General features: G+C 48.7%; 22 protein-coding genes. 20 read left to right on the forward strand and 2 right to left on the reverse strand.

Annotated elements, in window-relative coordinates; all coding sequences use genetic code 11:
• The first annotated feature begins 78 nt into the window (after positions 1 to 78).
• From E8L90_RS25600 to icmF, 6 genes are all read left to right on the forward strand, one after another.
• Positions 79 to 1257, forward strand: a complete 1179-nt coding sequence (locus E8L90_RS25600; protein ID WP_137031907.1) for an acetyl-CoA C-acetyltransferase — start codon at positions 79 to 81, stop codon at positions 1255 to 1257.
• Between the two features lie 15 nt (positions 1258 to 1272).
• Positions 1273 to 2124 carry a 3-hydroxybutyryl-CoA dehydrogenase gene (locus E8L90_RS25605; protein ID WP_137031908.1) on the forward strand — a complete coding sequence of 284 codons (852 nt, stop codon included), beginning with the start codon at positions 1273 to 1275 and terminating at the stop codon, positions 2122 to 2124.
• 30 nt (positions 2125 to 2154) lie between these two features.
• Complete coding sequence (locus E8L90_RS25610; RefSeq protein ID WP_137031909.1) at positions 2155 to 3297, forward strand: acyl-CoA dehydrogenase; 1143 nt, start codon at positions 2155 to 2157, stop codon at positions 3295 to 3297.
• 38 nt (positions 3298 to 3335) lie between these two features.
• Positions 3336 to 4478, forward strand: a complete 1143-nt coding sequence (locus tag E8L90_RS25615; protein ID WP_137031910.1) for an acyl-CoA dehydrogenase — start codon at positions 3336 to 3338, stop codon at positions 4476 to 4478.
• A gap of 171 nt (positions 4479 to 4649) precedes the next feature.
• Positions 4650 to 5282: a TetR/AcrR family transcriptional regulator gene (locus tag E8L90_RS25620; protein ID WP_047069846.1), complete on the forward strand. Its 633-nt coding sequence runs from the start codon at positions 4650 to 4652 to the stop codon at positions 5280 to 5282.
• A gap of 120 nt (positions 5283 to 5402) precedes the next feature.
• A complete protein-coding gene (icmF, locus tag E8L90_RS25625) occupies positions 5403 to 8654 on the forward strand; it encodes a fused isobutyryl-CoA mutase/GTPase IcmF (protein ID WP_137031911.1) in 3252 nt (1083 codons plus the stop codon).
• 102 nt (positions 8655 to 8756) lie between these two features.
• On the opposite strand, the gene E8L90_RS25630 is transcribed toward icmF, so the two are convergent.
• A complete protein-coding gene (locus E8L90_RS25630) occupies positions 8757 to 9374 on the reverse strand; it encodes a hypothetical protein (protein ID WP_137031912.1) in 618 nt (205 codons plus the stop codon).
• 451 nt (positions 9375 to 9825) lie between these two features.
• On the opposite strand from E8L90_RS25630, the gene rpoE reads away from it, so the two are divergent.
• Together rpoE and E8L90_RS25640 are read left to right on the forward strand one after the other, a co-directional pair.
• Positions 9826 to 10386, forward strand: a complete 561-nt coding sequence (rpoE, locus tag E8L90_RS25635; protein ID WP_137031913.1) for a DNA-directed RNA polymerase subunit delta — start codon at positions 9826 to 9828, stop codon at positions 10384 to 10386.
• Between the two features lie 207 nt (positions 10387 to 10593).
• The gene (locus tag E8L90_RS25640; RefSeq protein ID WP_137031914.1) at positions 10594 to 12189 is read left to right on the forward strand and encodes a CTP synthase; all 1596 of its coding nucleotides are present in this window, start codon (positions 10594 to 10596) and stop codon (positions 12187 to 12189) included.
• A gap of 72 nt (positions 12190 to 12261) precedes the next feature.
• Here the strand turns inward: E8L90_RS25640 and E8L90_RS25645 are convergent, their stop codons facing one another.
• Positions 12262 to 13056, reverse strand: a complete 795-nt coding sequence (locus E8L90_RS25645) for a lipid II flippase Amj family protein (protein WP_137031916.1) — start codon at positions 13054 to 13056, stop codon at positions 12262 to 12264.
• Between the two features lie 170 nt (positions 13057 to 13226).
• On the opposite strand from E8L90_RS25645, the gene E8L90_RS25650 reads away from it, so the two are divergent.
• The 12 genes from E8L90_RS25650 to E8L90_RS25705 all read left to right on the forward strand — a co-directional run bounded on the left by E8L90_RS25650 (position 13227) and on the right by E8L90_RS25705 (position 24278).
• Positions 13227 to 13601, forward strand: a complete 375-nt coding sequence (locus E8L90_RS25650) for a response regulator (protein WP_007725537.1) — start codon at positions 13227 to 13229, stop codon at positions 13599 to 13601.
• A gap of 103 nt (positions 13602 to 13704) precedes the next feature.
• Positions 13705 to 14559: a class II fructose-1,6-bisphosphate aldolase gene (gene fba / locus E8L90_RS25655; protein ID WP_137031918.1), complete on the forward strand. Its 855-nt coding sequence runs from the start codon at positions 13705 to 13707 to the stop codon at positions 14557 to 14559.
• Positions 14560 to 14573: 14 nt separating this feature from the next.
• Entirely contained in the window at positions 14574 to 15218 is a 645-nt protein-coding gene (gene fsa / locus E8L90_RS25660) for a fructose-6-phosphate aldolase (protein WP_137031919.1), read from the forward strand.
• An 80-nt stretch (positions 15219 to 15298) separates the two neighbouring features.
• Complete coding sequence (locus tag E8L90_RS25665) at positions 15299 to 16582, forward strand: UDP-N-acetylglucosamine 1-carboxyvinyltransferase (protein ID WP_137031921.1); 1284 nt, start codon at positions 15299 to 15301, stop codon at positions 16580 to 16582.
• 28 nt (positions 16583 to 16610) lie between these two features.
• A complete protein-coding gene (gene glpX / locus E8L90_RS25670; protein WP_137031923.1) occupies positions 16611 to 17561 on the forward strand; it encodes a class II fructose-bisphosphatase in 951 nt (316 codons plus the stop codon).
• 78 nt (positions 17562 to 17639) lie between these two features.
• Positions 17640 to 18920, forward strand: a complete 1281-nt coding sequence (gene rho / locus E8L90_RS25675) for a transcription termination factor Rho (protein ID WP_137031925.1) — start codon at positions 17640 to 17642, stop codon at positions 18918 to 18920.
• Positions 18921 to 18995: 75 nt separating this feature from the next.
• Entirely contained in the window at positions 18996 to 19898 is a 903-nt protein-coding gene (locus tag E8L90_RS25680) for a peptidoglycan DD-metalloendopeptidase family protein (RefSeq protein WP_137031926.1), read from the forward strand.
• Positions 19899 to 19968: 70 nt separating this feature from the next.
• Positions 19969 to 21234, forward strand: coding sequence for a radical SAM family protein (locus E8L90_RS25685; protein WP_137031928.1), 1266 nt, complete (start codon positions 19969 to 19971; stop codon positions 21232 to 21234).
• Between the two features lie 106 nt (positions 21235 to 21340).
• A complete protein-coding gene (rpmE, locus tag E8L90_RS25690) occupies positions 21341 to 21538 on the forward strand; it encodes a 50S ribosomal protein L31 (protein ID WP_017252381.1) in 198 nt (65 codons plus the stop codon).
• 87 nt (positions 21539 to 21625) lie between these two features.
• Complete coding sequence (locus tag E8L90_RS25695) at positions 21626 to 23080, forward strand: cryptochrome/photolyase family protein (protein WP_137031930.1); 1455 nt, start codon at positions 21626 to 21628, stop codon at positions 23078 to 23080.
• Positions 23081 to 23108: 28 nt separating this feature from the next.
• On the forward strand, positions 23109 to 23684 hold the full coding sequence (locus E8L90_RS25700; RefSeq protein ID WP_137031932.1) for a thymidine kinase: 576 nt from the start codon (positions 23109 to 23111) through the stop codon (positions 23682 to 23684).
• Between the two features lie 90 nt (positions 23685 to 23774).
• The gene (locus E8L90_RS25705; RefSeq protein WP_137031934.1) at positions 23775 to 24278 is read left to right on the forward strand and encodes a sporulation protein; all 504 of its coding nucleotides are present in this window, start codon (positions 23775 to 23777) and stop codon (positions 24276 to 24278) included.
• Position 24279 lies beyond the last annotated feature (1 nt).

The following is a 24279-nucleotide window of genomic DNA, read 5'->3' on the forward strand; positions in this document are numbered from 1 at the left end:
AAAGTATGCAAAATGAACGAACGCTCGATCGATTTAGTTTTTATTGATGTGAAACATCATCCGAATGGAGGGCATTCGATGAAAACGGTCATTGTAGGGGCAGCGCGTACCCCTTTTGGTAAGTTAGGTGGGTCTTTGAAAGCGTTATCGGCAGTAGAGCTCGGCTCCATCGTGATCAAGGAAGCGGTAGAGCGCGCTGGCATTTCCGGCGATCAGGTGGACGAAGTGATCATGGGTATGGTCTTGCAGGCAGGTGCGGGTCAGGTGCCCTCACGCCAGGCAGCTCGCAAAGCTGATTTGCCGTGGGATGTAGCGAGTGAGACGATCAACAAAGTATGTGCATCCGGGATGCGTGCAGTGACGATGGGGGACCAGATCATTCGGGCCGGGGACGGAGAAATCATCGTCGCTGGCGGCATGGAGAGCATGAGCAATGCACCGTATGCATTGCCAGATGCACGCCACGGAATGCGGATGGGAGATGCGACGGTTCGTGATCTCATGATGTACGACGGTCTCACATGTCCGTTTCATCAAGTACCGATGGCCGTTCACGGCAGCAATGTAGCGGAAGAGTACGGGATTACAAGAGAAGAGCAGGATGCGTGGGCGCTGCGGAGCCAGCAGCGAGCCGCACAAGCGATGGAAAAAGGACTTTTTGCCGACGAGCTTGTCTCAGTGTCCATCCCGCAAAGAAAAGGGGAGCCGCTGCAAGTAACCGTCGATGAAGGACCACGTCCAGATACCACCGAGGAAGGCTTGGCAAAGCTACCACCCGTGTACAAAAAGGACGGAACAATCACGGCAGGCAATGCACCGGGAATCAACGACGGAGCAGCAGCGATGGTGCTGATGTCAGACGCGAAAGCACAAGAGCTGGGCATCAAGCCGCTTGCGACGATACTGGGACACACTGCGGTTGGCGCAGAGGCTCCTTATATCGCGACAACTCCGGGACTTGCGATCAACAAGCTCTTGGAAAAGACGGGAGTTTCCCTATCTGAAATCGATTTGTTCGAGGTAAATGAAGCCTTCGCTGCTGTCATTTTGACCAGTGGCAAAATCGTTGGCTGGGACGCAGAAAAAGTGAATGTAAACGGGGGGGCGATTGCATTCGGACACCCGATTGGTGCGAGTGGTGCTCGGATCATTATGCATCTCGCTTATGAGTTGAAAAGACGAGGCGGCGGCTTAGGGGTTGCAGCAATTTGCAGTGGTGCGGCACAGGGTGACGCCATCTTGATTAAAGTAGAGTAAGGGAGGCCTTTTTGCATGAACGTACAAACGATTATGGTCATCGGGGCAGGACAGATGGGCAGCGGGATTGCCCAAGTAGCGGCGCAGGCTGGCTTTCGCGTTTTTCTGAACGACGTCCAGCAAGCATTTGTAGAGCGCGGTCTGGCCACGATTACGAAAAACTTGTCGCGCAACGTGGAAAAAGGCAAGCTCAGCGAAGCGGAAAAGGAAGCGATTCTCGGCCGTTTGACACTGTCTACTGATCTGGCAGATGCGTCTGAAGCAGATTTTGTGGTAGAAGCGGTGACGGAAAACATGGCGGTCAAAACGCAAATCTTTTCCAAGCTAGACGAGGTATGTCCGCGGCATACGGTGCTCGCGAGCAATACATCCTCGCTGCCGATTACTGAGATTGCGGCAGTTACAAAGCGGCCGGAAAAAGTAATCGGGATGCATTTCATGAACCCCGTTCCGGTGATGAAGCTGGTTGAGATCATCCGCGGGCTGCAAACGTCCGATGAGGTCTATCAGCTGACAGAAGATTTGTCCAAACAAATGAGCAAGGTACCCGTGAGCGTCAACGATTTCCCTGGTTTTGTGTCCAATCGGGTATTGATGCCAATGTTGAATGAAGCGATTTATTGCGTGTACGAAGGAGTTGCAACACCGGAAGCGATCGATGAAGTGATGAAGCTGGGCATGAACCATCCGATGGGGCCGCTTCAACTGGCTGATTTCATCGGGCTGGACACTTGCCTCTACATTATGGAAGTACTGCACGAAGGGTTCGGTGATTCGAAATACCGCCCATGCCCATTGCTGCGCAAGTACGTAAAAGCAGGATGGCTAGGCAAAAAATCCGGTCGTGGTTTCTACGTGTACAACTAGCCGAAGATTTCGCAGAAAGGTAGGACGGACATGGATTTCCGATTGAACGAAGAGCAAGAGATGATGCGCCGCATGGTGCGAGACTTTGCCCAGAAAGAGATCGCACCTTTCGTCCCAGTGATGGAAGAGACGGACCAGTTCCCGCGTCAGATCCTCAAAAAGATGGGCGAAATGGGGCTCATGGGCATACCGATCGCCGAAGAGTGGGGAGGAGCAGGAGCGGACTTTATTTCCTATATTTTGGCCATTCACGAGATTTCCAAGGTGAGTGCGACTGTAGGCGTCATTTTGTCCGTGCATACCTCCGTCGGGACGAACCCGATTCTCTACTTTGGTACCGAGGAGCAAAAACGCAAATACGTGACCAAGCTTGCGAGTGGGGAATACCTCGGGGCTTTTGCCTTGACCGAGCCGCATGCAGGTTCTGATGCGAGCAGTATCCGAACCACAGCCGTGAAAAAAGGCGATGAGTACATCCTGAATGGAAACAAGGTGTTCATCACGAACGGCGGGGAGGCAGATACGTATATCGCGTTTGCTGTTACTGACTCGACAAAAGGACCCAAGGGAATATCAGCCTTTATCGTAGACAAGGATACACCGGGCTTCACGGTTGGAAAAAAGGAAAAGAAGATGGGACTTCATGGTTCCTATACGACAGAGCTCGTATTCGACAATGCGCGTGTACCGGCTGCCAACCTGCTGGGGCAGGAAGGGGACGGCTTCTGTATCGCGATGGCGAATCTGGATTCGGGTCGAATCGGGATTGCTGCACAAGCTCTTGGTATTGCCGAGGCCGCAGTGGAGTACGCGACAGAGTACGCGCGGGAACGCAAGCAGTTCGGACAACCGATTGCCAAGCAACAAGCCATTGCCTTCAAGCTGGCTGATATGGCGACGAAAGCAGAAGTTGCCCGATTGCTGGTGTACCGAGCGGCGTGGCTGCGCAGTCAAGGAATCGCTTGTGGGATGGAAGCCTCGATGGCAAAGCGTTTTGCCACAGACTCCGCAATGGAACTCGCCACAGAAGCCGTGCAAATCTTTGGTGGCTATGGTTACACCAGAGAATATCCGGTCGAGCGTCTATTCCGGGATGCGAAAGTAACGCAAATCTATGAGGGCACCAACGAAGTTCAACGAATCGTTATCGCCAAGCATTTGCTTGCTGATTAATAAAGACAGATTGAAAAGCACATGGGGGAGTGAACCGTATGAATTTCCAACTGACGGAAGAACATGACATGATGCGCAAAATGATTCGCGACTTTGCAGAGAATCAAGTAGCTCCGACAGCAGCCGAGCGCGACGAAGAAGAGTGCTTTGATCGTTCCATTTTTGAGCAAATGGCTGAGCTTGGACTGACAGGAATTCCTTGGCCCGAACAATACGGCGGAGCAGGAGCAGATTACCTGAGCTACGTCCTTGCAGTGGAAGAACTCTCCCGTGTGGATGCCTCCATCGGTGTGACACTGTCCGCACATGTTTCCTTGGCGAGTTGGCCAATTTACAAATTCGGGACAGAGGAGCAAAAGCAAAAGTTTTTGCGTCCATTAGCAGAAGGCAAGAAGATGGGTGCGTACTGTTTGACCGAGGCGGGATCTGGCTCTGACTCTGCGGGAATGCGCACGACAGCCGTACGCGATGGCGATCACTACATTTTAAATGGAACCAAAATTTTCATTACCAATGCGGGCGAAGCCGAAATCTACATCGTATTCGCGGTCACCCAACCAGAGTTGAACCATAAAGGCATCACGGCTTTCATCGTTGAAAAAGGCATGGACGGCTTCACGATGGGGAAAAAGGAGAAAAAGCTAGGTATCCGTTCCTCGCCAACACTTGCGGTCAATTTTGAAGATGTGCGCGTGCCGGTAGAAAATAGGCTGGGCGAAGAAGGGCAAGGCTTCAAGATCGCGATGATGACGTTGGACGGTGGAAGAAACGGTATCGCCGCTCAAGCATTGGGCATTGCACAAGGTGCGTACGAGCATGCGCGAAACTATGCCAAAGAACGCAGTCAGTTCGGCAAACCAATTGCTTCCTTGCAGGCTATCCAGTTCAAGCTGGCAGATATGGCTACCAAGATCGAGGCTTCCCGTTTGCTCACTTACCAAGCAGCATGGTTGGAGGATCAAGGTCTACCATATGGCAAAGCATCTGCGATGTCCAAAGTATTTGCAGGAGATACAGCAATGGAAGTAACAACCGAGGCTGTTCAAGTTTTCGGGGGTTACGGCTACACGCGGGAGTATCCTGTGGAGCGCTTCATGCGTGATGCCAAAATTACACAAATCTATGAAGGAACCAATGAAATCCAACGTGTCGTGATCAGCAATTTCCTGCTAAAAGAGTAGGAAGCTGTCCCGTCTTCCAACACGATTACACACATAGAAAAGAAAAGTTTGGCTTTGTGCTCTTACTCGCGTATAATGGTCTGCGAATGATACAAAAGTAGAGTGTTTGCGCCTTCTTTTCTATGGGGCGTCTGACCAAACGCTCAGTCGGTTGGAAAGGTGGATTTTGGAGTGTCTGACAAGAGAAAAACGATACCGTCCCTGGTAAAGGACCCAAAACTGATCGAGAGAAGGCGAGAGCAGATTATTGAGGCTGCCGTTCATCTCTTCATTAATAAAGGTTTTCATAAAACGACGACAAGGGAGATTGCCCGGGCGTCTGGATTTAGTATTGGTACGTTGTACGAGTATATCGAGTCAAAGGAAGACGTGCTTTATCTTGTTTGCGATGCCATTCATGCGGAGATGGAGACGCGCTTGCGTGAAGCGATCAACTTCAACGGAACTGGCTTGAAAACATTAAAGATAGCACTAAAGAGCCTGATCCGCGTGATGGATCAGATGAGCGACCGCGTTTTGCTTATTTATCAGGAAGCCAAATCATTGCCAAAAGAAACACTCCGCTACGTGTTGGGGCGTGAAGAAGCCATTTCGCATATTTTCGTGGAAATCCTGGAAAAAGGCATTGCCGACGGTTCGCTGCGCATTGACGAAAAGAACGTCAAGCTGATGGCGGACAATATCATGGTGTTGGGCGAAATGTGGGTCTTCCGCCGCTGGGCATTGAAAAAGCACTATACCATTGAGGAGTACACAGAGAAGCAAATTGCCCTGTTGCTTCGCGAAATCAGTGTCTCCGATTAAGAAGAGAGTTTAAAAAGTCTGGGAAACATAGAGTGCCAAGCATACCTCGCGTCTACCGCGCTTTGATCTGCTTGGCCCTGTTTTTCCTCCTTTTTAAACTTATAAAAGGAGAGTGGAACGATGGAAACAGAAGTGTATCGTCCGCAAAACAAGGTTCGCTTTGTGACCGCAGCCAGTCTGTATGATGGTCATGACGCCTCGATTAATATCATGCGCCGTATTTTACAATCGTCGGGAGTAGAAGTGATCCATCTGGGACACAACCGCTCTGTTGACGATATTGTAACAGCCGCTGTCCAGGAGGATGTGCAAGGGATTGCCATCAGTTCCTACCAAGGCGGTCATGTGGAGTATTTCAAATACGTAATTGATCTATTACGCGAGCGGGGAGCAGAGCATATCCGTGTTTTTGGCGGCGGTGGTGGTGTTATCGTTCCACGCGAGATTCGGGAATTAGAAGAGTACGGAGTCTGTAAAATTTATTCGCCAGATGATGGCAGACGATTGGGCTTGCAGGGCATGATCAATGACATGATCAGACGTAGCGATTTTCCAACCGTTAAGCAGCTGGAGGAAGAAGTAGCAGGCTTGCGAGAGCAAAACCATCAGGCGATTGCCCGGCTTATTTCCGTTGCGGAGTATGCAGTGGACCAGCGTGAATGGACAGAACCGCTCCGTGAAAGTTTAGCGGAAGCTGATTCAGCCATTCCGGTATTAGGGATTACAGGTACGGGTGGAGCAGGAAAAAGCTCATTGACTGATGAGCTTGTTCGTCGATTTATTCGCACTTATCCCGAGAAGACGGTTGCGATCTTGTCTGTCGATCCATCCAAGCAAAAATCAGGGGGAGCATTACTTGGTGACCGCATCCGCATGAATGCCAATTCGACACCGCGCGTTTACATGCGCAGTCTCGCCACCCGCAAATCGGGCATGGAGCTGTCTGCCGCTTTAAAAGATGCGATTCAAGTAACGCGCTCTGCCCATTTTGATCTGATTATTGTGGAAACGAGCGGGATTGGTCAGGGGGATGCGCAGGTCACAGAAGTGTGCGACGTCTCCATGTACGTTATGACTAGTGAATTCGGGGCACCATCTCAGTTGGAAAAGATTGATATGCTCGACTTTGCTGATGTGATCGCGATTAACAAATTTGAGCGCAAAGGCTCAGAGGACGCTCTTCGTGAGGTTCGCAAGCAATATCGACGCAATCATCAGCTTTTTGAGCTGCCGGATGAGAAGGTTCCTGTGTATGGTACGATTGCGAGCCAGTTTAACGATCCGGGAACGAATGTGTTGTTTGCTGCCTTGATGCATCGAATTGTAGAAAAGACTGACGTTGACTGGTCTGTGGAGCATTTGGATACAACTCCTGTAAAGATTCATAAAACTTCGTTGATTCCGACAGAGAGAATCAATTATTTGCAGGACATTGCCAACACCGTTCGCCAATACCGTGTCTATGCCGAAGAGCAGTCGTTGATTGCCCGCAAGTTGTTCCAGTTGCAGGGCGCAAAGGAGACAGTTATTGCCTCGGGAGATTCGGCGGCTGCCGAGCTAGCAACGGTCCTCGATAAACAAATCGTTCTCTTTGAAGAAAAATTGCATCCGGAGTGCAGACGTATTCTTGAAAATTGGCCGAAGCTCAAGGAAGCATATCGGAAGGATCAATTCGTCACGAAAATTCGCGACAAGGAATTGGTTACCAAGCTGTTCAGCGAATCGTTGTCGGGTACGCGCATTTCAAAAGTAGCCGTCCCTGATTACGAGGATTGGGGCGAAATTTTAAAGTGGTCGTTAAAAGAAAATGTCCCAGGTGAATTCCCGTATACCGCAGGAGTATTTCCGTTTAAACGCGAGGGAGAAGATCCCAAGCGACAATTTGCAGGCGAAGGTACTCCAGAGCGGACGAACAGACGCTTTCACTTCCTGTCTCAAAATGATGAAGCGAAGCGACTCAGTACCGCTTTTGACTCGGTTACGCTGTATGGTGAGGACCCTGACTACCGCCCGGACATTTACGGAAAAATCGGTACGAGTGGGGTCAGCATTTGTACCTTGGATGACATGAAAAAGCTATACGCTGGCTTTGACCTTTGTGCACCTAGCACCTCTGTGTCCATGACAATCAACGGTCCTGCCCCCATGATTTTGGCCATGTTCATGAATACGGCAATCGAGCAGCAGCTGGATGCTTTTGCCCAAAAAGAAGGGCGTCAGCCTACCGAGGACGAAGCGAAGCAAATCAGAGCGTACACGCTGTCGACTGTTCGCGGAACCGTTCAGGCGGATATTTTGAAAGAGGATCAGGGGCAAAACACGTGTATCTTCTCGACAGAATTTGCCTTGCGGATGATGGGGGATATCCAGCAGTATTTTATCGACCAGAAAGTGCGGAACTACTACTCTGTGTCCATTTCGGGCTATCATATAGCGGAGGCGGGGGCGAATCCGATTACGCAGCTTGCGTTTACGCTGTCTAATGGATTTACCTATGTCGAGTACTATTTAAGCCGCGGCATGAACATCGATGACTTTGCGCCGAACCTGTCCTTCTTCTTCTCCAATGGTCTCGATCCGGAATACACCGTAATTGGACGGGTGGCTCGCCGGATTTGGGCAACCGTGATGAAAAATCGTTATAGTGCAAATGACCGCAGCCAAAAGCTGAAGTACCACATCCAGACGTCCGGCCGTTCCTTGCACGCGCAGGAGATGGATTTCAACGATATCAGAACGACCTTGCAGGCCTTGATTGCCATTTACGACAACTGTAATTCTCTCCATACGAATGCATACGACGAAGCGATTACAACCCCGACAGAGAACTCTGTGCGCCGTGCGATGGCGATTCAGATGATCATCAACAAGGAAATGGGACTCGCGAAAAATGAGAACCCGCTTCAAGGGGCATTCATCATCGATGAGCTGACAGATCTGGTAGAAGAGGCAGTTATGCAAGAGTTTGAGCGGATCAGTTCTCGCGGAGGCGTGCTGGGTGCGATGGAGACTCAATACCAGCGCGGCAAAATTCAAGACGAGTCCATGTATTACGAAATGAAAAAGCATACGGGCGAGCTGCCAATTATTGGGGTAAACACGTTTATTAATCTGAATGCATCTGAGGACGATTACGAGATCGAATTGGCTCGCGCAACCGAAGAGGAAAAAGAACAGCAAATCATTAATCTGCGGGCATTCCAGGAGCGCCACAAGGATGTGTCTGCGGCTGCACTGCGGCGTCTGCAAGAAGTGGCAATGGCGGGAGAGAACATCTTTGCCGAGCTGATGGAGACGGTCAAAGTAGCATCGCTTGGACAAATCAGTGGTGCCTTGTATGAAGTGGGCGGGCAATACCGCAGAAATATGTAGCAACAGAGTCATTAGCTTAAAAGAAATCCTAGGGTACGTGGAAAGATTCGAAAATCACACAAGGACCACTTCTTTGTTACGAAGTGGTCCTTGTGATTGGATTTATGGAGAAGCAACCATGACATTTAAAAAGTATTCTTGAATGGTAGAGGTAATCTCTCCATTTTTTGATACCATTTTTAATTCTAGTTCTTTTTCTGATAAATGGGAGCGTTCTAGCGAAACAGGTTGAGCCTGAAACGTCGTCACTTGAATAAAAAAGCCATCTGCTGTAAAGCTGTTACTATATAGACGTGGGAATGTCATTTCGGTACCGAGTCTCTTGTTAGTTGTATTGTCGATCCTGTTCACACTAGCATAATGCTTCCCTGATATCCATGGCTGATAATAAAATCCAACCTTTGTCATGAAACCTTCATCAACAATGAATATTTCTTTTGTTGTTCCTTTTGATAAGTCATCGTCAATCGCATCAACTTTGTTCTTCGACCATTTCATATCTGGATTACCTGGATAAACAGTGTAATGCTGAGCGGTTGGTATGATTGTTTTGTATTTCTTGGATAAATGCTCCATAACATTGTTAACTTCGGATACGAATTGATCGTATGGTAATTTCTTGTCCGATTCATTTCCAAGGACGAGCGGCCCAATCTGCCAAAATAATAGAAGTGCGGCAATAACTATACCGCATTTAATAAGATACTTGGTGATTTTCATAGTATGTATTCCTTTCAACAATAGTTTGAAGAATCAACCAGGGGAATATTGGAATGTGCTTATCTCATTTTAACAAAAAATACCATTTTTACAATTCGAGGAATGAACATAAAAGTTTTATGTAATAAAAATTTGTATGTCCGTTCCAAAGGGTTGTTTGCTAGCACTTATCTTAGCCCCCAACTGTTTAACCAGTGGTTGGTATAGGGGTGAGTTGATTATTAAGGAAATTTACGACCATTACCTAATAAAAAGAGTCTTGCTTGTTTGAAAGCCTTGCATTTTCGGCTAAAATAAGGAATACTGTATGTTAGCCTTCGTATGTTGTACGTTGTGTAATTAGGGATTTTGACATCATTTATGAATGACTTATACAAGCCTGCGTCCCCCGAACAGGGCACCGGGTTAGTATTCAAATCAATCGTTTTCATATGGAAAGGACGTGCCCTGAGTGAGTCAATTGTTTGCTCATATTGATTCCGAGAAACTGAGTGAGATGGCGTTAGTTGACATTGCGTATGAAATTTTGCGTGAAACTAACCGCACTTACAACTTCCGCGAGCTGATGAATGAACTGGTTGCAGTGCGCAAGCTGACTGATGAACAACTCATGGCAATCATCGCGCAAGTATACACAGAAATTAACATTGATGGCCGTTTCGTGTGCCTCGGTGACAATGTATGGGGATTGAAACGCTGGTACCCAACCGACACCGTGGAAGAAACCCAAGAGGGTGGCGGAACGAAGAAGAAGAAAATCGTCACAGAAGACGACTTCGACGATTACGATTCCGAAGACGAAGGTGTCGAAGAATACGAAGAAGACGATGTTGTCATCTTTGAGGACGAAGAGGAATTCGTCGACGAAGATTCTGAAATCGAAGAAGAAGAAATCGATGGAGAAATCGACGAGGAAGAACTCGAAGACGAAGATGATGAGATGTTCGAAGAGGACGAAGAGCTTGCGGAAGAAGAATCTGACGACGAGCTCGACGAAGCAGACGATAAATAGGTCCTTGACTTCCGCCTAAGGGACAGATAAAATACTCCTTGGGCTTCACATGAAGAAGGATCAAATATGGGAAACTATAAAACAAAAGTGCCCCTACCCCATTTTTGTACGGGATAGGACTCGCTTTTGTTTTTCTTTTTTTTTGGAGCCGTCTTCATACGTTTTTATATGACAATTTAAGGGTGAGGGAAAGAGGGGACGTTAACGATGACGAAGTATATTTTTGTGACAGGCGGGGTTGTATCCTCGTTGGGAAAAGGAATTACAGCGGCTTCTCTGGGCCGACTCTTGAAAAATAGGGGTCTGAAAGTAACTATCCAGAAGTGTGATCCATACATCAACGTTGACCCGGGAACGATGAGTCCGTATCAACACGGGGAAGTTTTCGTAACGGACGATGGTGCGGAAACAGACCTGGACTTGGGCCACTATGAGCGCTTTATCGATATCAACCTGAGCGCTAACTCCAATATGACGACTGGTAGAATTTACTCTACTGTCATCGCCAAAGAACGTCGTGGCGACTATTTGGGAGGAACCGTTCAAGTTATTCCTCACATCACGAACGAAATCAAAGATCGCATTTTCCGTGCAGGTCGCGAAACCGGGGCAGATGTAGTGATTACCGAGATCGGTGGAACTGTTGGGGATATCGAGAGCTTGCCATTCCTGGAATCCATCCGCCAGATCAAAAGTGACATCGGTCGTGAAAACGTCATGTACATTCACGTAACCCTGGTACCATACATCAAGGCAGCAGGTGAAATGAAAACCAAGCCTACGCAACACAGCGTGAAAGAACTGCGCAGCTTGGGTATTCAACCAAATGTGATCGTGACACGTACAGAGCAACCGATGACGCAAGAAATGAAAGACAAGCTGGCTCTGTTCTGTGATATCGACAAAAATGCGGTAGTGGAATGTGTAGATGCGGACAGCCTTTACGATGTACCACTTCAATTGCAAGCACAAGGGTTGGACGATTATGTATGCCGCCACTTGGGTCTGACATGCCAGGAAGCGGATATGACAGAGTGGAATGCGCTCGTATCGAAAATCAAAAATCTGTCCAAAACGACTACTATTGCCATCGTTGGTAAATATGTAGAATTGCATGATGCTTACTTGTCCGTAGCAGAAGCGCTGTACCATGGTGGCTATGCGAACGACTCTAAAGTAGAAATCAAATGGGTGCACGCAGAAGAAGTTACGCCGGAGAATGTTGGCGAACTGCTCGGTGATGTAAATGGTATCCTCGTACCAGGTGGCTTTGGTGATCGTGGTATCGAAGGTAAAATCATCGCTACGCGCTATGCTCGTGAAAATAAAGTACCATTCCTCGGAATTTGCCTGGGTATGCAAATCGCTGTGATTGAGTTCGCTCGCCACGTAGCGGGTATGGACGGCGCAAACAGCTCCGAGATCAACCCGAATACAGCGTATCCGGTGATTGACCTCTTGCCAGAGCAAAAAGATATCGAGGACAAGGGCGGTACCATGCGTCTGGGCCTCGGTCCAACCAAAGTGGAAGAAGGCACGCTGACTGAGGCTGCATACGGAAGCACCCTGGTTTATGAACGTCATCGCCATCGCTATGAAGTGAACAACGAATATCGTGATCAATTGGCGCAAATGGGCTTGCGTTTTGCGGGTACAACTCCAGATGGTCGTCTGGTTGAAATCGTGGAAGTTCCAGAACATCCATGGTATGTAGCGACACAGTTCCATCCAGAGTTCACATCCCGTCCGAACCGTCCACAACCACTGTTCCGTGACTTCGTGAAGGCTTCCCTGAACAAATAACATAGGTCGATAAATAGAAAGACGCACCCGCGATGCAAAGTCGCAGGTGCGTCTTGTGCTTTCAAAAGCAAATCAATGGAACAAGGGCGATAGCCATGCTACCCAGTAGGCAGACGGAATGAGCAGGAATTGGGCCAAAATCGTTCCGATAAAACGTGAGATCATCAGCCACAGGTACATGTCGCGAATCGATTGATGCGTGGTTTTCCCTTGCATTGCTTTTTCTGTCAAAAGGGCAATTTGCGGGTCTACCAAAATCGTCATGAAAATCGTGGCAAAACCGTTGATTAATCCAGAAGACATCGAAACAGTAGCTTTGTAATCTGGGGCTAGCAAGGTCGCGTACAACACGGACAGTACGCTGCTTGTGTAGATCGCTGTCCCCAATGCATTTAATAACAGTAATCGTTTGGGAACGCCTTTGATTCGAAACCGGGAGATGGCTTGCCAGCTTGGTATACGGACATGATGGTGGACACGTCGGATGGTTTCGACACTAACTGCCGTACGAATCATTTGCGGAATCGAGCCCGCTATCTCCAAGTGTGAGATCATTCGTTTCGATATTTGGACAAAAGTGGGAAACAGTACGATAGCCGCCAAGGTTCCGAGCGAGGATGATGCAATAATCACGTGCAATTGCGTGCTAGGATCAAAGTGCTCGATCGCAGCTTGATCCATCAATCCCCCAGTGAAGGGTCCTTGAATCAGGTTGGAAGTACGGGAGAGGAGCAATACGATCCCGACTAAAGACATCGCTACAGCAATCCTGCCCGTTTGTACCCCTGCAAAGCGGATTCCGTAGGTAAGTGTCTCAGTCGTATGGATAATAAATGTTAACAAGCAAATCAGCCACAGAGCATCCATAGTGAGTATCTGGCTCCTTGTTTGTGGGGAAATTGGTTTTTCCCATTATACTCGAAATGAAGCCTATGGGAAATTTTTAGTTGACGTTCAGCAAAAAAGGTGAAGGAGTTTCCTGATTTTAGGCGAACCCATAATAATTAAGAAAACGCATTCGTCAGGGGGGAATCAGAATGTTCGACAAACAAGATAAAAAGGTACTGGTTGTGGATGACCAGTATGGGATTCGCATTTTACTGTATGAGGTGCTAGGAAAAGAAGGGTACAAGACCTTTCAGGCAGCAAACGGGAAAATGGCATTGGAAATCGTGGAGAAAGAATCGCCAGATTTGGTTATCCTCGACATGAAGATCCCTGGGATGGATGGTATTGAGATCTTGAAACACATCAAGAAGATCAATCAGGAAATCAAAGTCATCATGATGACAGCTTACGGAGAGCTGGACATGATCAAGGAAGCAACACAACTGGGAGCATTGACTCATTTTACAAAGCCGTTTGATATCGATGAACTACGAATGGCAGTCCATCAGCAATTAGCTTGTTAGGAACAGCCTGCAAAGGTCAGGGTACAAGCGTCCCTGTTAACAAATGCTTGTCTGTGGTATAATAAGCCACATGACTGAAGTCTGCTAGAGGAGGATTTACAAAATGCCACTGGTACCTATGACCGCTTTTACCGAAGACGTCAAAAAGCATAAATACGCCGTCGGACAATTTAACCTGAACAATCTGGAGTTTACTCAAGCGATTACGGAAGCCGCGATGGAAGAAAAGTCGCCTGTGATCTTTGGTGTTTCTGAGGGTGCACTGAAATACATGGGGATCGATTATACAGTAGCGATTGCAAAAGTGGCTGCTGAACACGCAGGAGTTCCTGTTGCTTTGCATCTTGACCATGGTAGCAATTTCGACATGGTAATGAAGTGCATTCGTGCTGGGTTCTCTTCTGTTATGTTCGATGGTTCCCATCATTCGTTTGAAGATAACCTCCGCCTGACCAAACAGGTTGTAGAGGCTGCTCACGCTGTTGGCGTATCGGTAGAAGGTGAACTCGGTACTATCGGCGGGGTAGAAGACGACTTGTCTGTTGACGAGGAAGATGCCACTCTGGCAAATCCTGAGGAAGCTATCCGCTTCTGGGAAGAAACAAAAGTAGACTACGTAGCGATTGCTGTAGGTACAGCACACGGTATGTACAAAGGAGTTCCAAAAATCCGCTACGACATTATCGAAAAAGTAGCGAGCAACATTGGAGCGCCGATCGTTCTTCACGGTGGTTCTGGCGTACCAGACGAAGCGATTATCGAATCCATCCGTTTGGGCGTAGGAAAAATCAATGTAAATACAGAAAGCCAAGTCGCATGCACGGAAACAGTTCGCAAAGTGCTGGCTGCTAAGCCGAATGAGATCGACCCACGCAAATACCTGAGCCCTGCTCGCGATGCGATCAAGGAAGTAGTAAAAGGAAAAATGCGCTTGTTCGGAAGTAGCAACCGCGCGTAACTGGGAGGATAATCATGCGTTTTTTGATTGATACAGCAAACGTTGAAGAAATCCGCGAAATTCACGAATGGGGAGTTCTTGCGGGCGTAACGACAAATCCGTCTCTGGTTGCCAAAGAAGGACGCGATTTTGTAGAAACCCTGAAAGAAATTCTCGATATTGTTGACGGTCCGATCAGTGCCGAAGTCATCAGTACAGATGCAAAAGGCATGATCGAAGAGGGAGAGAAGCTCGCTGCTCTTTCGAAAAACATCGTCATCAAGCTGCCAATGACCGCAGAAGGTTTGAAGGCAACCAAGTATTTTGCTAAACGCAAAATCAGAACAAATGTAACACTGGTGTTCTCCGCGAACCAGGCACTTTTGGCTGCGCGCTCAGGTGCGAGCTTCGTGTCTCCGTTCTTGGGACGACTGGATGATATTGGCCAAGATGGCATGCAATTGATCGAAGATATTGCTGAAATCTTTTCTGTTCACGGTATCGACACCGAAATCATTGCGGCATCTGTGCGCCACCCCGTTCACGTAACGGAGGCAGCACGCCGTGGTTCTCACTTCGCTACCATTCCAGCGAAAGTATTTAAACAACTCATTGCCCATCCACTGACAGACAGCGGCTTGGAGAAATTCCTCGCTGACTGGGCAAGCATGCAAAAATAAGGACACGTGTTTGAAAGTCCAAGCACCTTTTCCATTGGGGAAGGTGCTTCTTTCCCGATTAAGCCTGAGGAGAGCAAAGCATGGATAAGCTGATCATCAACGGTGGAAAACCGCTCGCGGGGACGGTGACCATCAGTGGAGCAAAAAACAGCGCAGTCGCACTCATCCCAGCAGCGTTGCTGGCAGATGGACCTGTTGTTATTGAGAATCTCCCCCGTATTCAGGATGTAGGTATCTATCACGAGCTCTTGCAGGAAATGGGAGCTGACGTGCTGTTTGAAGAAGATTGGATGGAAATAGACGGACGCGGTATGAGGCTGATGCTCATGCCAAATGGTCGCATCAAAAAGCTTCGCGCCTCGTACTATTTGTGGGGAGCCTTGCTCGCCAAGTTCGGTGAAGCACAGGTTGGCTTGCCAGGTGGCTGTGATTTGGGCCCGCGTCCAGTAGATTTGCATATCAAAGGCTTTGAAGCGATGGGCGCCGAGGTGGAGAATAAAAATGGCGTCATGACTATCCGTGCCCAAAATGGACGTTTGCAGGGTGCGCGAATTTATCTCGATCTGGTCAGTGTTGGTGCGACCATTAACATCATGCTGGCTGCTGCCAAAGCAGACGGTGTGACCATTATTGAAAACGCTGCTCGTGAGCCTGAGATCGTCGATGTAGCAACCTTGCTCAACAATATGGGAGCAAACATCAAAGGTGCCGGAACGGACATGATCCGCATTAAAGGCGTGGAACGCTTGCGCGGATGCCGTCATACGATTATCCCTGATCGGATCGAAGCGGGTACGTACATGATTGCGGCAGCGGCTACAAATGGTAATGTAATGGTGGAGAATGTTATTCCGAAGCATTTGGAGTCTGTAACGGCCAAGCTGCGCGAAATCGGTGCGCAAGTGGTAGAGCAGGATGACAGTATTCAAGTCATCGGACATGATTCTTATCGATCAATCGATGTGAAAACGAGTCCGTATCCGGGTTTTCCAACGGATCTCCAGCAGCCGATCACGACCTTGCTGACTCTTGCCAAAGGCTCAAGCATCGTGACGGACAACATTTACAGCTCGCGGTTTCGACATGTAGATGAACTGCGCCGTATGGGAGCTTCCTTGAAGATTGAAGGAAGATCCGCTGTCATCGAAGGCGGAAGCAAACTGAATGGTGCCAAGGTGCTAGCTTCAGATTTGCGTGCAGGAGCAGCTTTGTTCATTGCTGGCTTGGCAACGAACGGCACGACAGAATTAGAAGGACTCGAACATATAGATCGTGGCTACGAAAACTTGGTGGGCAAGTTGCAAGCCTTGGGGGCCGATATTACTCGTGTAGGCCTGCAGAGCATGGAAAACCACCAGTGTTAACCAATCACCAGGAGAGGAGTCTTCCAGAATGGAACGCAGTTTAACACTTGAACTGGTACGTGTGACTGAAGCCGCTGCTTTGGCTTCTGCCAGTTGGATGGGTCTCGGAAAAAAAGATGAGGCTGACGATGCGGCAACGACCGCAATGCGCAATGAATTTATGAAAGTGCCGATGGATGGCGTCGTAGTAATTGGCGAGGGCGAAATGGACGAAGCGCCAATGCTGTACATCGGTGAGCGTTTGGGCCAGGGAGTGGCTCCGGCAGTCGATGTGGCTGTAGACCCTTTGGAGGGAACAAATATCCTCGCAAAAGGTACGTGGGGAGCGATTTCGGTCATTGCCATTGCTGACCGGGGAAATTTGTTGCATGCTCCTGACATGTATATGGAGAAAATGGCAGTAGGGCCTAAAGCAGTCGGCAAGGTCGATATCAACGCACCGGTTCGTGATAACCTGAAGGCGGTAGCGCAGGCACAAGGGAAAGATATCAGCGATTTAGTCGCTATTGTACTTGACCGTGATCGTCACTCTAAGGTGATCCACGAAATTCGTGAGGCAGGCGCGCGTATTCGCCTCATCTCTGACGGAGACGTAGCTGCTGCGATCAATACCGCTTTCCCTGATACAGGTGTAGACATTTTGTTCGGTTCTGGAGGAGCTCCTGAAGGTGTTCTGGCAGCAGTTGCCTTGAAATGCCTCGGGGGAGAAATTCAGGGCAAGCTCTTGCCACAAAATGAAGATGAGATTAAACGCTGTATCAAAATGGGCTTGATGAACCCTCATCAAGTACTGTTCATGGATGATTTGGTGAAAGGTGATGACGCCATTTTTGCCGCGACAGGTGTGACGGATGGCGAGTTGCTCAAAGGGGTTCGCTTCCAAGGAACTCGTGCGACGACCAATTCCGTTGTGATGCGTGCCAAAACCGGAACCGTACGTTTCATTGAAGGGAACCACCGCTTAGAACGAAGCCGATAAACGGTTTGTAAGAAAATCATTTTCGCATTTATTTGTTGAGCTAGGCTTTTTCAAGAGTAAATAAAGAGTGGTGGATGTATGTTACTTTCTGAACTAGAAGAAAAAAAGCTGACCGATCTCTATAAGCTGGCCAAGGAATACCATATTCCGTACTACTCCCAGCTGAAGAAGAAGGAATTGATTTTCGCGATTCTTCGAGCACGTGCGGAGCGGGATGGTCTCATGTTTATGGAGGGGGTTCTCGAAATATTGCCGGAGGGATATGGCTTCCTCCGCCCCATTAACTATCTCCCTAGCTCGGAAGATATCTACATCTCCCAGTCGCAGATTCGTCGTTTTGATCTGCGTATGGGGGATGTGGTATCAGGAAAAGCAAGACCGCCGAAGGAGAATGAACGTTATTTTGGACTCCTTCAAGTAGAGGCAGTGAACGGAGAAGACCCTGAGACAGCTGCAGAGCGTCTTCATTTCCCCGCATTAACACCGTTGTATCCTCAAACCAAGCTTGTACTGGAGACAGCCCCTGCACGTGTTTCCACTCGCCTGATGGATCTTCTCTCTCCTGTTGGACTGGGTCAGCGTGGATTGATTGTGGCTCCGCCAAAAGCGGGGAAAACCATGCTGATCAAAGAGATTGCCAACAGCATTACTGAAAGCCGCCCGGATATCCACTTGTTTGTCTTGCTCATTGATGAGCGTCCGGAAGAGGTGACGGATATGCAGCGATCTGTCAAAGGAGAGGTAGTTGCCTCGACTTTTGACGAGGTGCCTGAGAATCACATCAAAGTTGCTGAGCTTGTCTTGGAGCGTGCAAAGCGGTTGGTTGAGCACAAAAAGGACGTGGTGATCCTGCTGGATTCCATTACACGTCTCGCTCGTGCTTACAACTTGGTTATTCCTCCAAGTGGTCGAACGTTGTCTGGTGGTATTGATCCGGCAGCTTTCCATCGTCCAAAGCGCTTTTTTGGTTCAGCGCGCAATATTGAAGAAGGCGGCAGCTTGACCATTTTGGCTACGGCCTTGGTTGAGACCGGCTCCCGTATGGACGATGTGATCTATGAGGAGTTCAAAGGAACCGGAAACATGGAGCTTCATTTGGATCGCAAGTTGGCGGAGCGCAGAATTTTCCCGGCGATCGATATCCGCCGTTCGGGTACGCGCCGCGAAGAGCTTCTGCTCACCAAAGAAGAGCTGGATAAGCTGTGGATGATCCGGAAGAACATGAATGAAACAAATGAGTTTGTAGACTCCTTTATTAAAAAGTTGGCAGATACAAAAACAAACGAAGATTTTTTGCAAACCCTTGAGTCTAAGCAACAGGGCAGAGGGAAAGCAGCTAGCACGACGGTGAGTTCATGATGACTCACCGTCATTTTTTTTGTGGCGTTGGCATACCGTTAGGAAGGGAGCTGGAAAAGAAGGAGGAGATGCTTCGTGGAGTATGTTCAAGTTAGCGCTCCGGTGGAGTCACGGATGGAAGCGAAAAAAGCAGTCGTGGAGCAAGCGCTATTTCAAGCGTTTAATCCCTATGCCAGTCTGGCTTCACCTGCACCAGCAACGAAAGGAAATTCAGTGGTGTACGCTGTTCGGCAAGGAGATACGCTATCCGGTATTGCCCAGCGCTACGGTCTTTCTTTAAAAAGTCTGGTAGAAACGAATAGCATTACGAATCCCCACCTGTTAAGCGTGGGCATGAAGCTGATCATCAAGCGTGATGAAGTTGGACATATGGTGAAACGGGGAGAAACACTGGATTACATAGCAAGGCGGTACGGTGTGAGCCGGGAGTCGTTAATCGAACGAAATCCGCTGCTAAAATGGCTGTCGGACAACCTGTATGTAGGACAGGTCGTGTATGTCCCTATCGCTAAAGGCAATCCGATGTTGGGCAACGATCCGGAGCAGAAGCGAAGTGCCGTTCAAGCAGCAAGTCGGCAAGTCATCACGAGGATTCGCGGCGGGCTAAGTTGGCCTGTCGGAGAAGCTACGATTACAAGCGGATTTGGAGCGCGTTGGGGAAAGTCACACAAGGGGGTGGATTTGTGGAATGAACAGGAATCAAAGACCCCGATTTTGGCAGCGAGGGCAGGAGTTGTTGTTGAGGCTGGCGCCAATCGGTCAGGGTACGGGCGGATGGTCGTGATTGATCACGGAGATGGCTTGCAAACCTTTTATGCCCATATGCGTCTCTTGCTGGTGTCACCTGGTCAAACCGTAAAAGCGGGTGAGATGTTGGGATACATGGGACAAACGGGTAACTCTACGGGCTACCATTTGCACTTTGAAGTGCGACAGGATGATGTACCGATCAATCCACTTCCCTATCTTGGCAGATAACCCTATACAATTTACATTGCTTTTTCAATGCGATACAATGGGCAAAGCAAAGAAGCGAGGCGATTTTCCCATGTATTTAGTTTATGCAGATGAAAAAGGCAATGTATACGACCACCCAGGTCTTTTTGCAGTGGCTCGTAACGGAGATATATTGACAGAAATTCTGGAAGAAGAACTGATCCCGCTCCCGGAAGGATCGACGTTGGTCAGTTTGCCAGACACCGAGCCGATCGGAATGGACCCGGACACTGGTGAAATGGTCAAGTTGGATGGCTGTACAGCAGTAGGTGCACTTGTACCACAAGGAATTACCAGACTCTTGCTGCCAGGCTACGTGAAAACGAACAAGGAAAGCAAGCTGCCTTTGTTTGGCTACTCCGCAGTCGTCTGGAAGGATAACCGTTTCTGGGTAACAGGTCGGGCGAGTGACGATATTTACAAATGGGACCCGTTGAACTTCCCGATGGATGAACTGCGCCAGCGAGTGGCAAAGACGTTGGAGACGTTTCCGCAAAACCGCATTTTGAACCATTTGTCTCACTGTGCGTTGGAGTATGAATGCTTGACGGCCTCCAATAACTTTTTCAACCGCTGGGAAGGCAGCTTGCCTGTTTCCTATACCTGTAATGCCGGTTGCTACGGCTGTATTTCCGAGCAACCAGATGACAGTGGATTCCCTTCTCCACAGACGCGGATGAATTTCAAGCCGACAGAGGACGAGCTGGTGGAAGTCATGCTGCACCACCTGAAGTCACCGGAGAGCATCATCAGCTTCGGACAGGGCTGTGAGGGTGAGCCTTCTACGATGGCTTCCATTATCGTTCCAGCGATGCGTCGTGTACGGGAAACAACAGATATGGGCTTTATCAACATCAATACGAATGCGGGCTTGACGGATCATATCAAAGGCATTGTCGATGCCGGACTTGATCTGATGCGCGTGAGTATTATCAGTGCGATTGACGAACACTATAATGCTTACTATCGCCCGCGCAACTACACATTGGAAAATGTAGCGCGTTCTGCTGAGTACGCTGCATCCAAGGGTGTGTATACGTCCATTAACTACTTGTGCTTCCCTGGCGTGTTTGACCGCGAAGAGGAAATGGAAGCGATGATCGAGTTCATCCGCAGAACAGGCATTAAGCTGATTCAGTTGCGGAATCTGAATATCGATCCAGAGAGCTACTTGGCGATGATTCCAAAAGCGCAAGGCGAAGTATTCGGCATGAAGCAAGCCATCGAAATTTATCAGCAGGAACTGCCAGATGTCGTGATCGGTTCGTTTACACATATTCCACCAGATCAACTCCAGCGCAGGAAAAACATGGCGTAATCGGCCAACCAGTTGCATTTCGACAGTGTTTCATGCTACTATCTTGTATGTGTTTATATAACTCTGTTTCGGCAAACGATTCAGGGCGGAAAGAGGTGTAGAAGAGATGAAACAAAACATTCATCCTAAGTACAACGTAGTAACCGTTAGCTGCGCATGCGGTAACGAATTTGAATCCGGTTCCGTGAAACAAGCGTTGAAAGTGGAGATCTGCTCCAACTGCCATCCTTTCTTCACAGGAAAACAAAAATTCGTTGATGCAGGCGGCCGTGTAGACCGTTTCAAACGCAAATACAATCTGTAATAATCAGAGTGTATGGGAGCAACCAGGTAGAGCAATCTGCCTGGTTTTGTCTTTTTCTGGCACTGATTTTTTTCGGGAGGACAAACGATGACTGCTATCGTCTGGTTCCGTCGGGATCTGCGTTTGCACGATCATGCTGGTCTGCACGCAGCTATTCTCACAGGAGATCCGATTATTCCTGTTTATATAGTGGAGGATTCGCTTTGTCGTTCTGCAGCTGTAGGAGATAAGCGACTGCATGCGCATTTTTCCGCGATAGCTGCACTTGACGACGTTTTGGTTCAACTGGGAGGACGCCTCTTGATTCGCCACGGCGAACCACAGCAAGTGCTCTGCCAATTAGCGCAAGAGACGGGTGCAAATAAGCTGTTTTTCCATCAGGAATATACACCAGAGGCTCGCAAGCGAGACGAGCTCGTGTCAGAAGTGTTGAGCAGTCATGGCGTGTTTGTACATACATGCAAGGATTTGGTATTGCATGAGCCTGGGGAAATTATGACGAAGCAGCGGACACCGTATGCCGTTTTTACACCTTATCGCCGCATTTGGCAGACGCTGCCCAAAGATAGACCGTTCTCTCAGCCGACAAGATGGAATCTATTTGATCGGTTGAAGGGGTTGGCGAGTGAGCCAGTTCCTACTGTGGAAGCGTTTGGACGAAAACGACCGATCGGCCCCGAGTGGGAAATGGAGCAGTTTGGGGAGCTGGCGGCACGTGAGCGATTGCAGCAATTTTTAGATGGTGACATTTATACGTATAAAGAACAACGCGACATGCCAGGGGTGAATGCGACCTCCCGGCTGTCTTTTGCCCTAAACGCAGGTACTCTGTCTATACGGACGGTGTATCATAGTGTACAGGAAGTGCTTGCTTCCGCGCGGGGTGAGCAGGTTGCCTCGATCGAAGCTTTTCTTTCTGAACTCATTTGGAGAGAATTTTATCAGCAGGTGCTTTATTTCCATCCGCACACGACTAACCATGCCTACCTGCCACAATTTGAAACGGTCGCTTGGGAAAACAGGAAGGACCTATTTACCCGTTGGTGTCATGGGGAGACGGGGTACCCGATTGTCGACGCTGCCATGAAGCAGTTAAATGAGACGGGATGGATGCACAATCGGCTGCGGATGATTACTGCTTCTTTTTTGACGAAGGATTTGCTTGTGGATTGGCGCTGGGGAGCGGCTTATTTCGCACAGCACTTGATCGATTTTGATGAAGCCGCAAACATCGGGGGCTGGCAGTGGAGTGCTTCGACTGGCACCGATGCGCAACCGTATTTTCGGATTTTTAATCCTGTCACACAAGGGGAAAAGTTTGATTCAGAGGGCGTTTTCGTCAAAAAATATCTTCCCGTATTGCGTGAAGTACCTCTACAATATATTCATAAACCATGGGAGATGCCGGAGCATATCCAAGAGCAAGCAGGCTGCAAGATTGGCTTCGACTACCCACTTCCTTGTGTGGATCATGCACAAAGAAGAAAGCTGGCCATGGCCTTGTTTCAGGAGGCAAAAGACCGCCATGCAAAGACTGAGTAACGACTTTTAGGCAAAGGGAGATAGAGACGTGGCACAACTATATTTTCGGTATGGAGCGATGAATGCTTCCAAATCCATTCAATTATTGACCGTTGCCCACAACTACGAGCAATCGGGGAAAAAAGTAGTAGTGTTTACTCCAGCAGTGGATGATCGCTATGGCGTGGGAAAAGTGGCTTCGCGTGTTGGGATTAGCCGAGAAGCAATTCCGATTAGTGAAGGGACCGATCTGTACCAAATCGTAGAGGCAGAGTCAGTCAAGCCGCATTGCGTGTTGGTTGACGAGGCGCAGTTCATCAGCCGCCACCATGTGGATCAGCTCGTCAGGATCGTAGACAAGCTGGGAATCCCCGTAATCGTCTATGGCTTGTTGAAAAACTTCAAGAATGAGCTCTTCCCTGGCAGTGCCGCCCTTCTGTGCGAAGCTGATAAAGTAGAAGAAATTAAAACGGTTTGTGTATATTGCAATAAAAAGGCTACGCATATTCTCAAGTTCAAAAATGGACAACCCGTCTACGCTGGGGAGACGATTGAAATTGCTGGAAATGATACATACAGCAGCGTCTGTCGCAAGCATTACTATACCCCTCCAGTTGCGGAATAAAGAAAGTAAGCATAAGCCACCCCCTGTTTGTCCCGTGCATGAGCCCAAGAGGCGATGCGCAGACTAAGCAAAACAGGAGGTGGCTTTTTCATGCGGACACAGCCTAATTGGCTTTTGCGCAGCTCGCGTGTCGTTCTGGGCTTGGTTGTACTTACGACTGTCCTCACTGTCGGATGCGGGGGAAATACGGCTAAGCAACAGAGCTATCCTACGGATGTGAGGAATACGCAGCACAATATGAAGATCAGAGGGGATCAAAGCGGCCATACACTTCAAGGCCGTGCGCCTGTTGCTGCGGATCGTGACTCGTTAATGGGACGCAACCAAAATCCAAACATGGTTATCGGCAACTGGAACTCACGTAATACCCCAGTCGAGGTGACTAATATGGAAAGAATGGCCATGTCGATAAAAGGTGTGGAAAACGCTCGCATCACACTCAGCGATGCCAATGCATATGTTACTCTTGACCTTGTGCATAACATCACTGCGAATCAAGCGCGAAGCATCGAGCAGCAGGTGATTTCGCTTCTTCAGGAAAGAATCCCGCGTTATGATTTTCACTTAACCTCTCATGACGGTTACCATCGCTGAC

It is taken from the genome of Brevibacillus antibioticus (assembly GCF_005217615.1).
GTDB lineage: Bacteria > Bacillota > Bacilli > Brevibacillales > Brevibacillaceae > Brevibacillus > Brevibacillus antibioticus.

Excerpts from the sequence above, each read along its gene's own strand:
- E8L90_RS25600 (WP_137031907.1), top strand. The coding sequence starts at position 79 with ATGAAAACGGTCATTGTAGGGGCAGCGCGTACCCCTTTTGGTAAGTTA.
- E8L90_RS25605 (WP_137031908.1), top strand. The coding sequence starts at position 1,273 with ATGAACGTACAAACGATTATGGTCATCGGGGCAGGACAGATGGGCAGC.
- E8L90_RS25610 (WP_137031909.1), top strand. The coding sequence starts at position 2,155 with ATGGATTTCCGATTGAACGAAGAGCAAGAGATGATGCGCCGCATGGTG.
- E8L90_RS25615 (WP_137031910.1), top strand. The coding sequence starts at position 3,336 with ATGAATTTCCAACTGACGGAAGAACATGACATGATGCGCAAAATGATT.
- icmF (WP_137031911.1), top strand. The coding sequence starts at position 5,403 with ATGGAAACAGAAGTGTATCGTCCGCAAAACAAGGTTCGCTTTGTGACC.
- E8L90_RS25630 (WP_137031912.1), bottom strand. The coding sequence starts at position 9,374 with ATGAAAATCACCAAGTATCTTATTAAATGCGGTATAGTTATTGCCGCA.
- E8L90_RS25640 (WP_137031914.1), top strand. The coding sequence starts at position 10,594 with ATGACGAAGTATATTTTTGTGACAGGCGGGGTTGTATCCTCGTTGGGA.
- E8L90_RS25645 (WP_137031916.1), bottom strand. The coding sequence starts at position 13,056 with ATGGATGCTCTGTGGCTGATTTGCTTGTTAACATTTATTATCCATACG.
- E8L90_RS25650 (WP_007725537.1), top strand. The coding sequence starts at position 13,227 with ATGTTCGACAAACAAGATAAAAAGGTACTGGTTGTGGATGACCAGTAT.
- fba (WP_137031918.1), top strand. The coding sequence starts at position 13,705 with ATGCCACTGGTACCTATGACCGCTTTTACCGAAGACGTCAAAAAGCAT.
- fsa (WP_137031919.1), top strand. The coding sequence starts at position 14,574 with ATGCGTTTTTTGATTGATACAGCAAACGTTGAAGAAATCCGCGAAATT.
- E8L90_RS25665 (WP_137031921.1), top strand. The coding sequence starts at position 15,299 with ATGGATAAGCTGATCATCAACGGTGGAAAACCGCTCGCGGGGACGGTG.
- glpX (WP_137031923.1), top strand. The coding sequence starts at position 16,611 with ATGGAACGCAGTTTAACACTTGAACTGGTACGTGTGACTGAAGCCGCT.
- rho (WP_137031925.1), top strand. The coding sequence starts at position 17,640 with ATGTTACTTTCTGAACTAGAAGAAAAAAAGCTGACCGATCTCTATAAG.
- E8L90_RS25685 (WP_137031928.1), top strand. The coding sequence starts at position 19,969 with ATGTATTTAGTTTATGCAGATGAAAAAGGCAATGTATACGACCACCCA.
- rpmE (WP_017252381.1), top strand. The coding sequence starts at position 21,341 with ATGAAACAAAACATTCATCCTAAGTACAACGTAGTAACCGTTAGCTGC.
- E8L90_RS25695 (WP_137031930.1), top strand. The coding sequence starts at position 21,626 with ATGACTGCTATCGTCTGGTTCCGTCGGGATCTGCGTTTGCACGATCAT.
- E8L90_RS25705 (WP_137031934.1), top strand. The coding sequence starts at position 23,775 with ATGCGGACACAGCCTAATTGGCTTTTGCGCAGCTCGCGTGTCGTTCTG.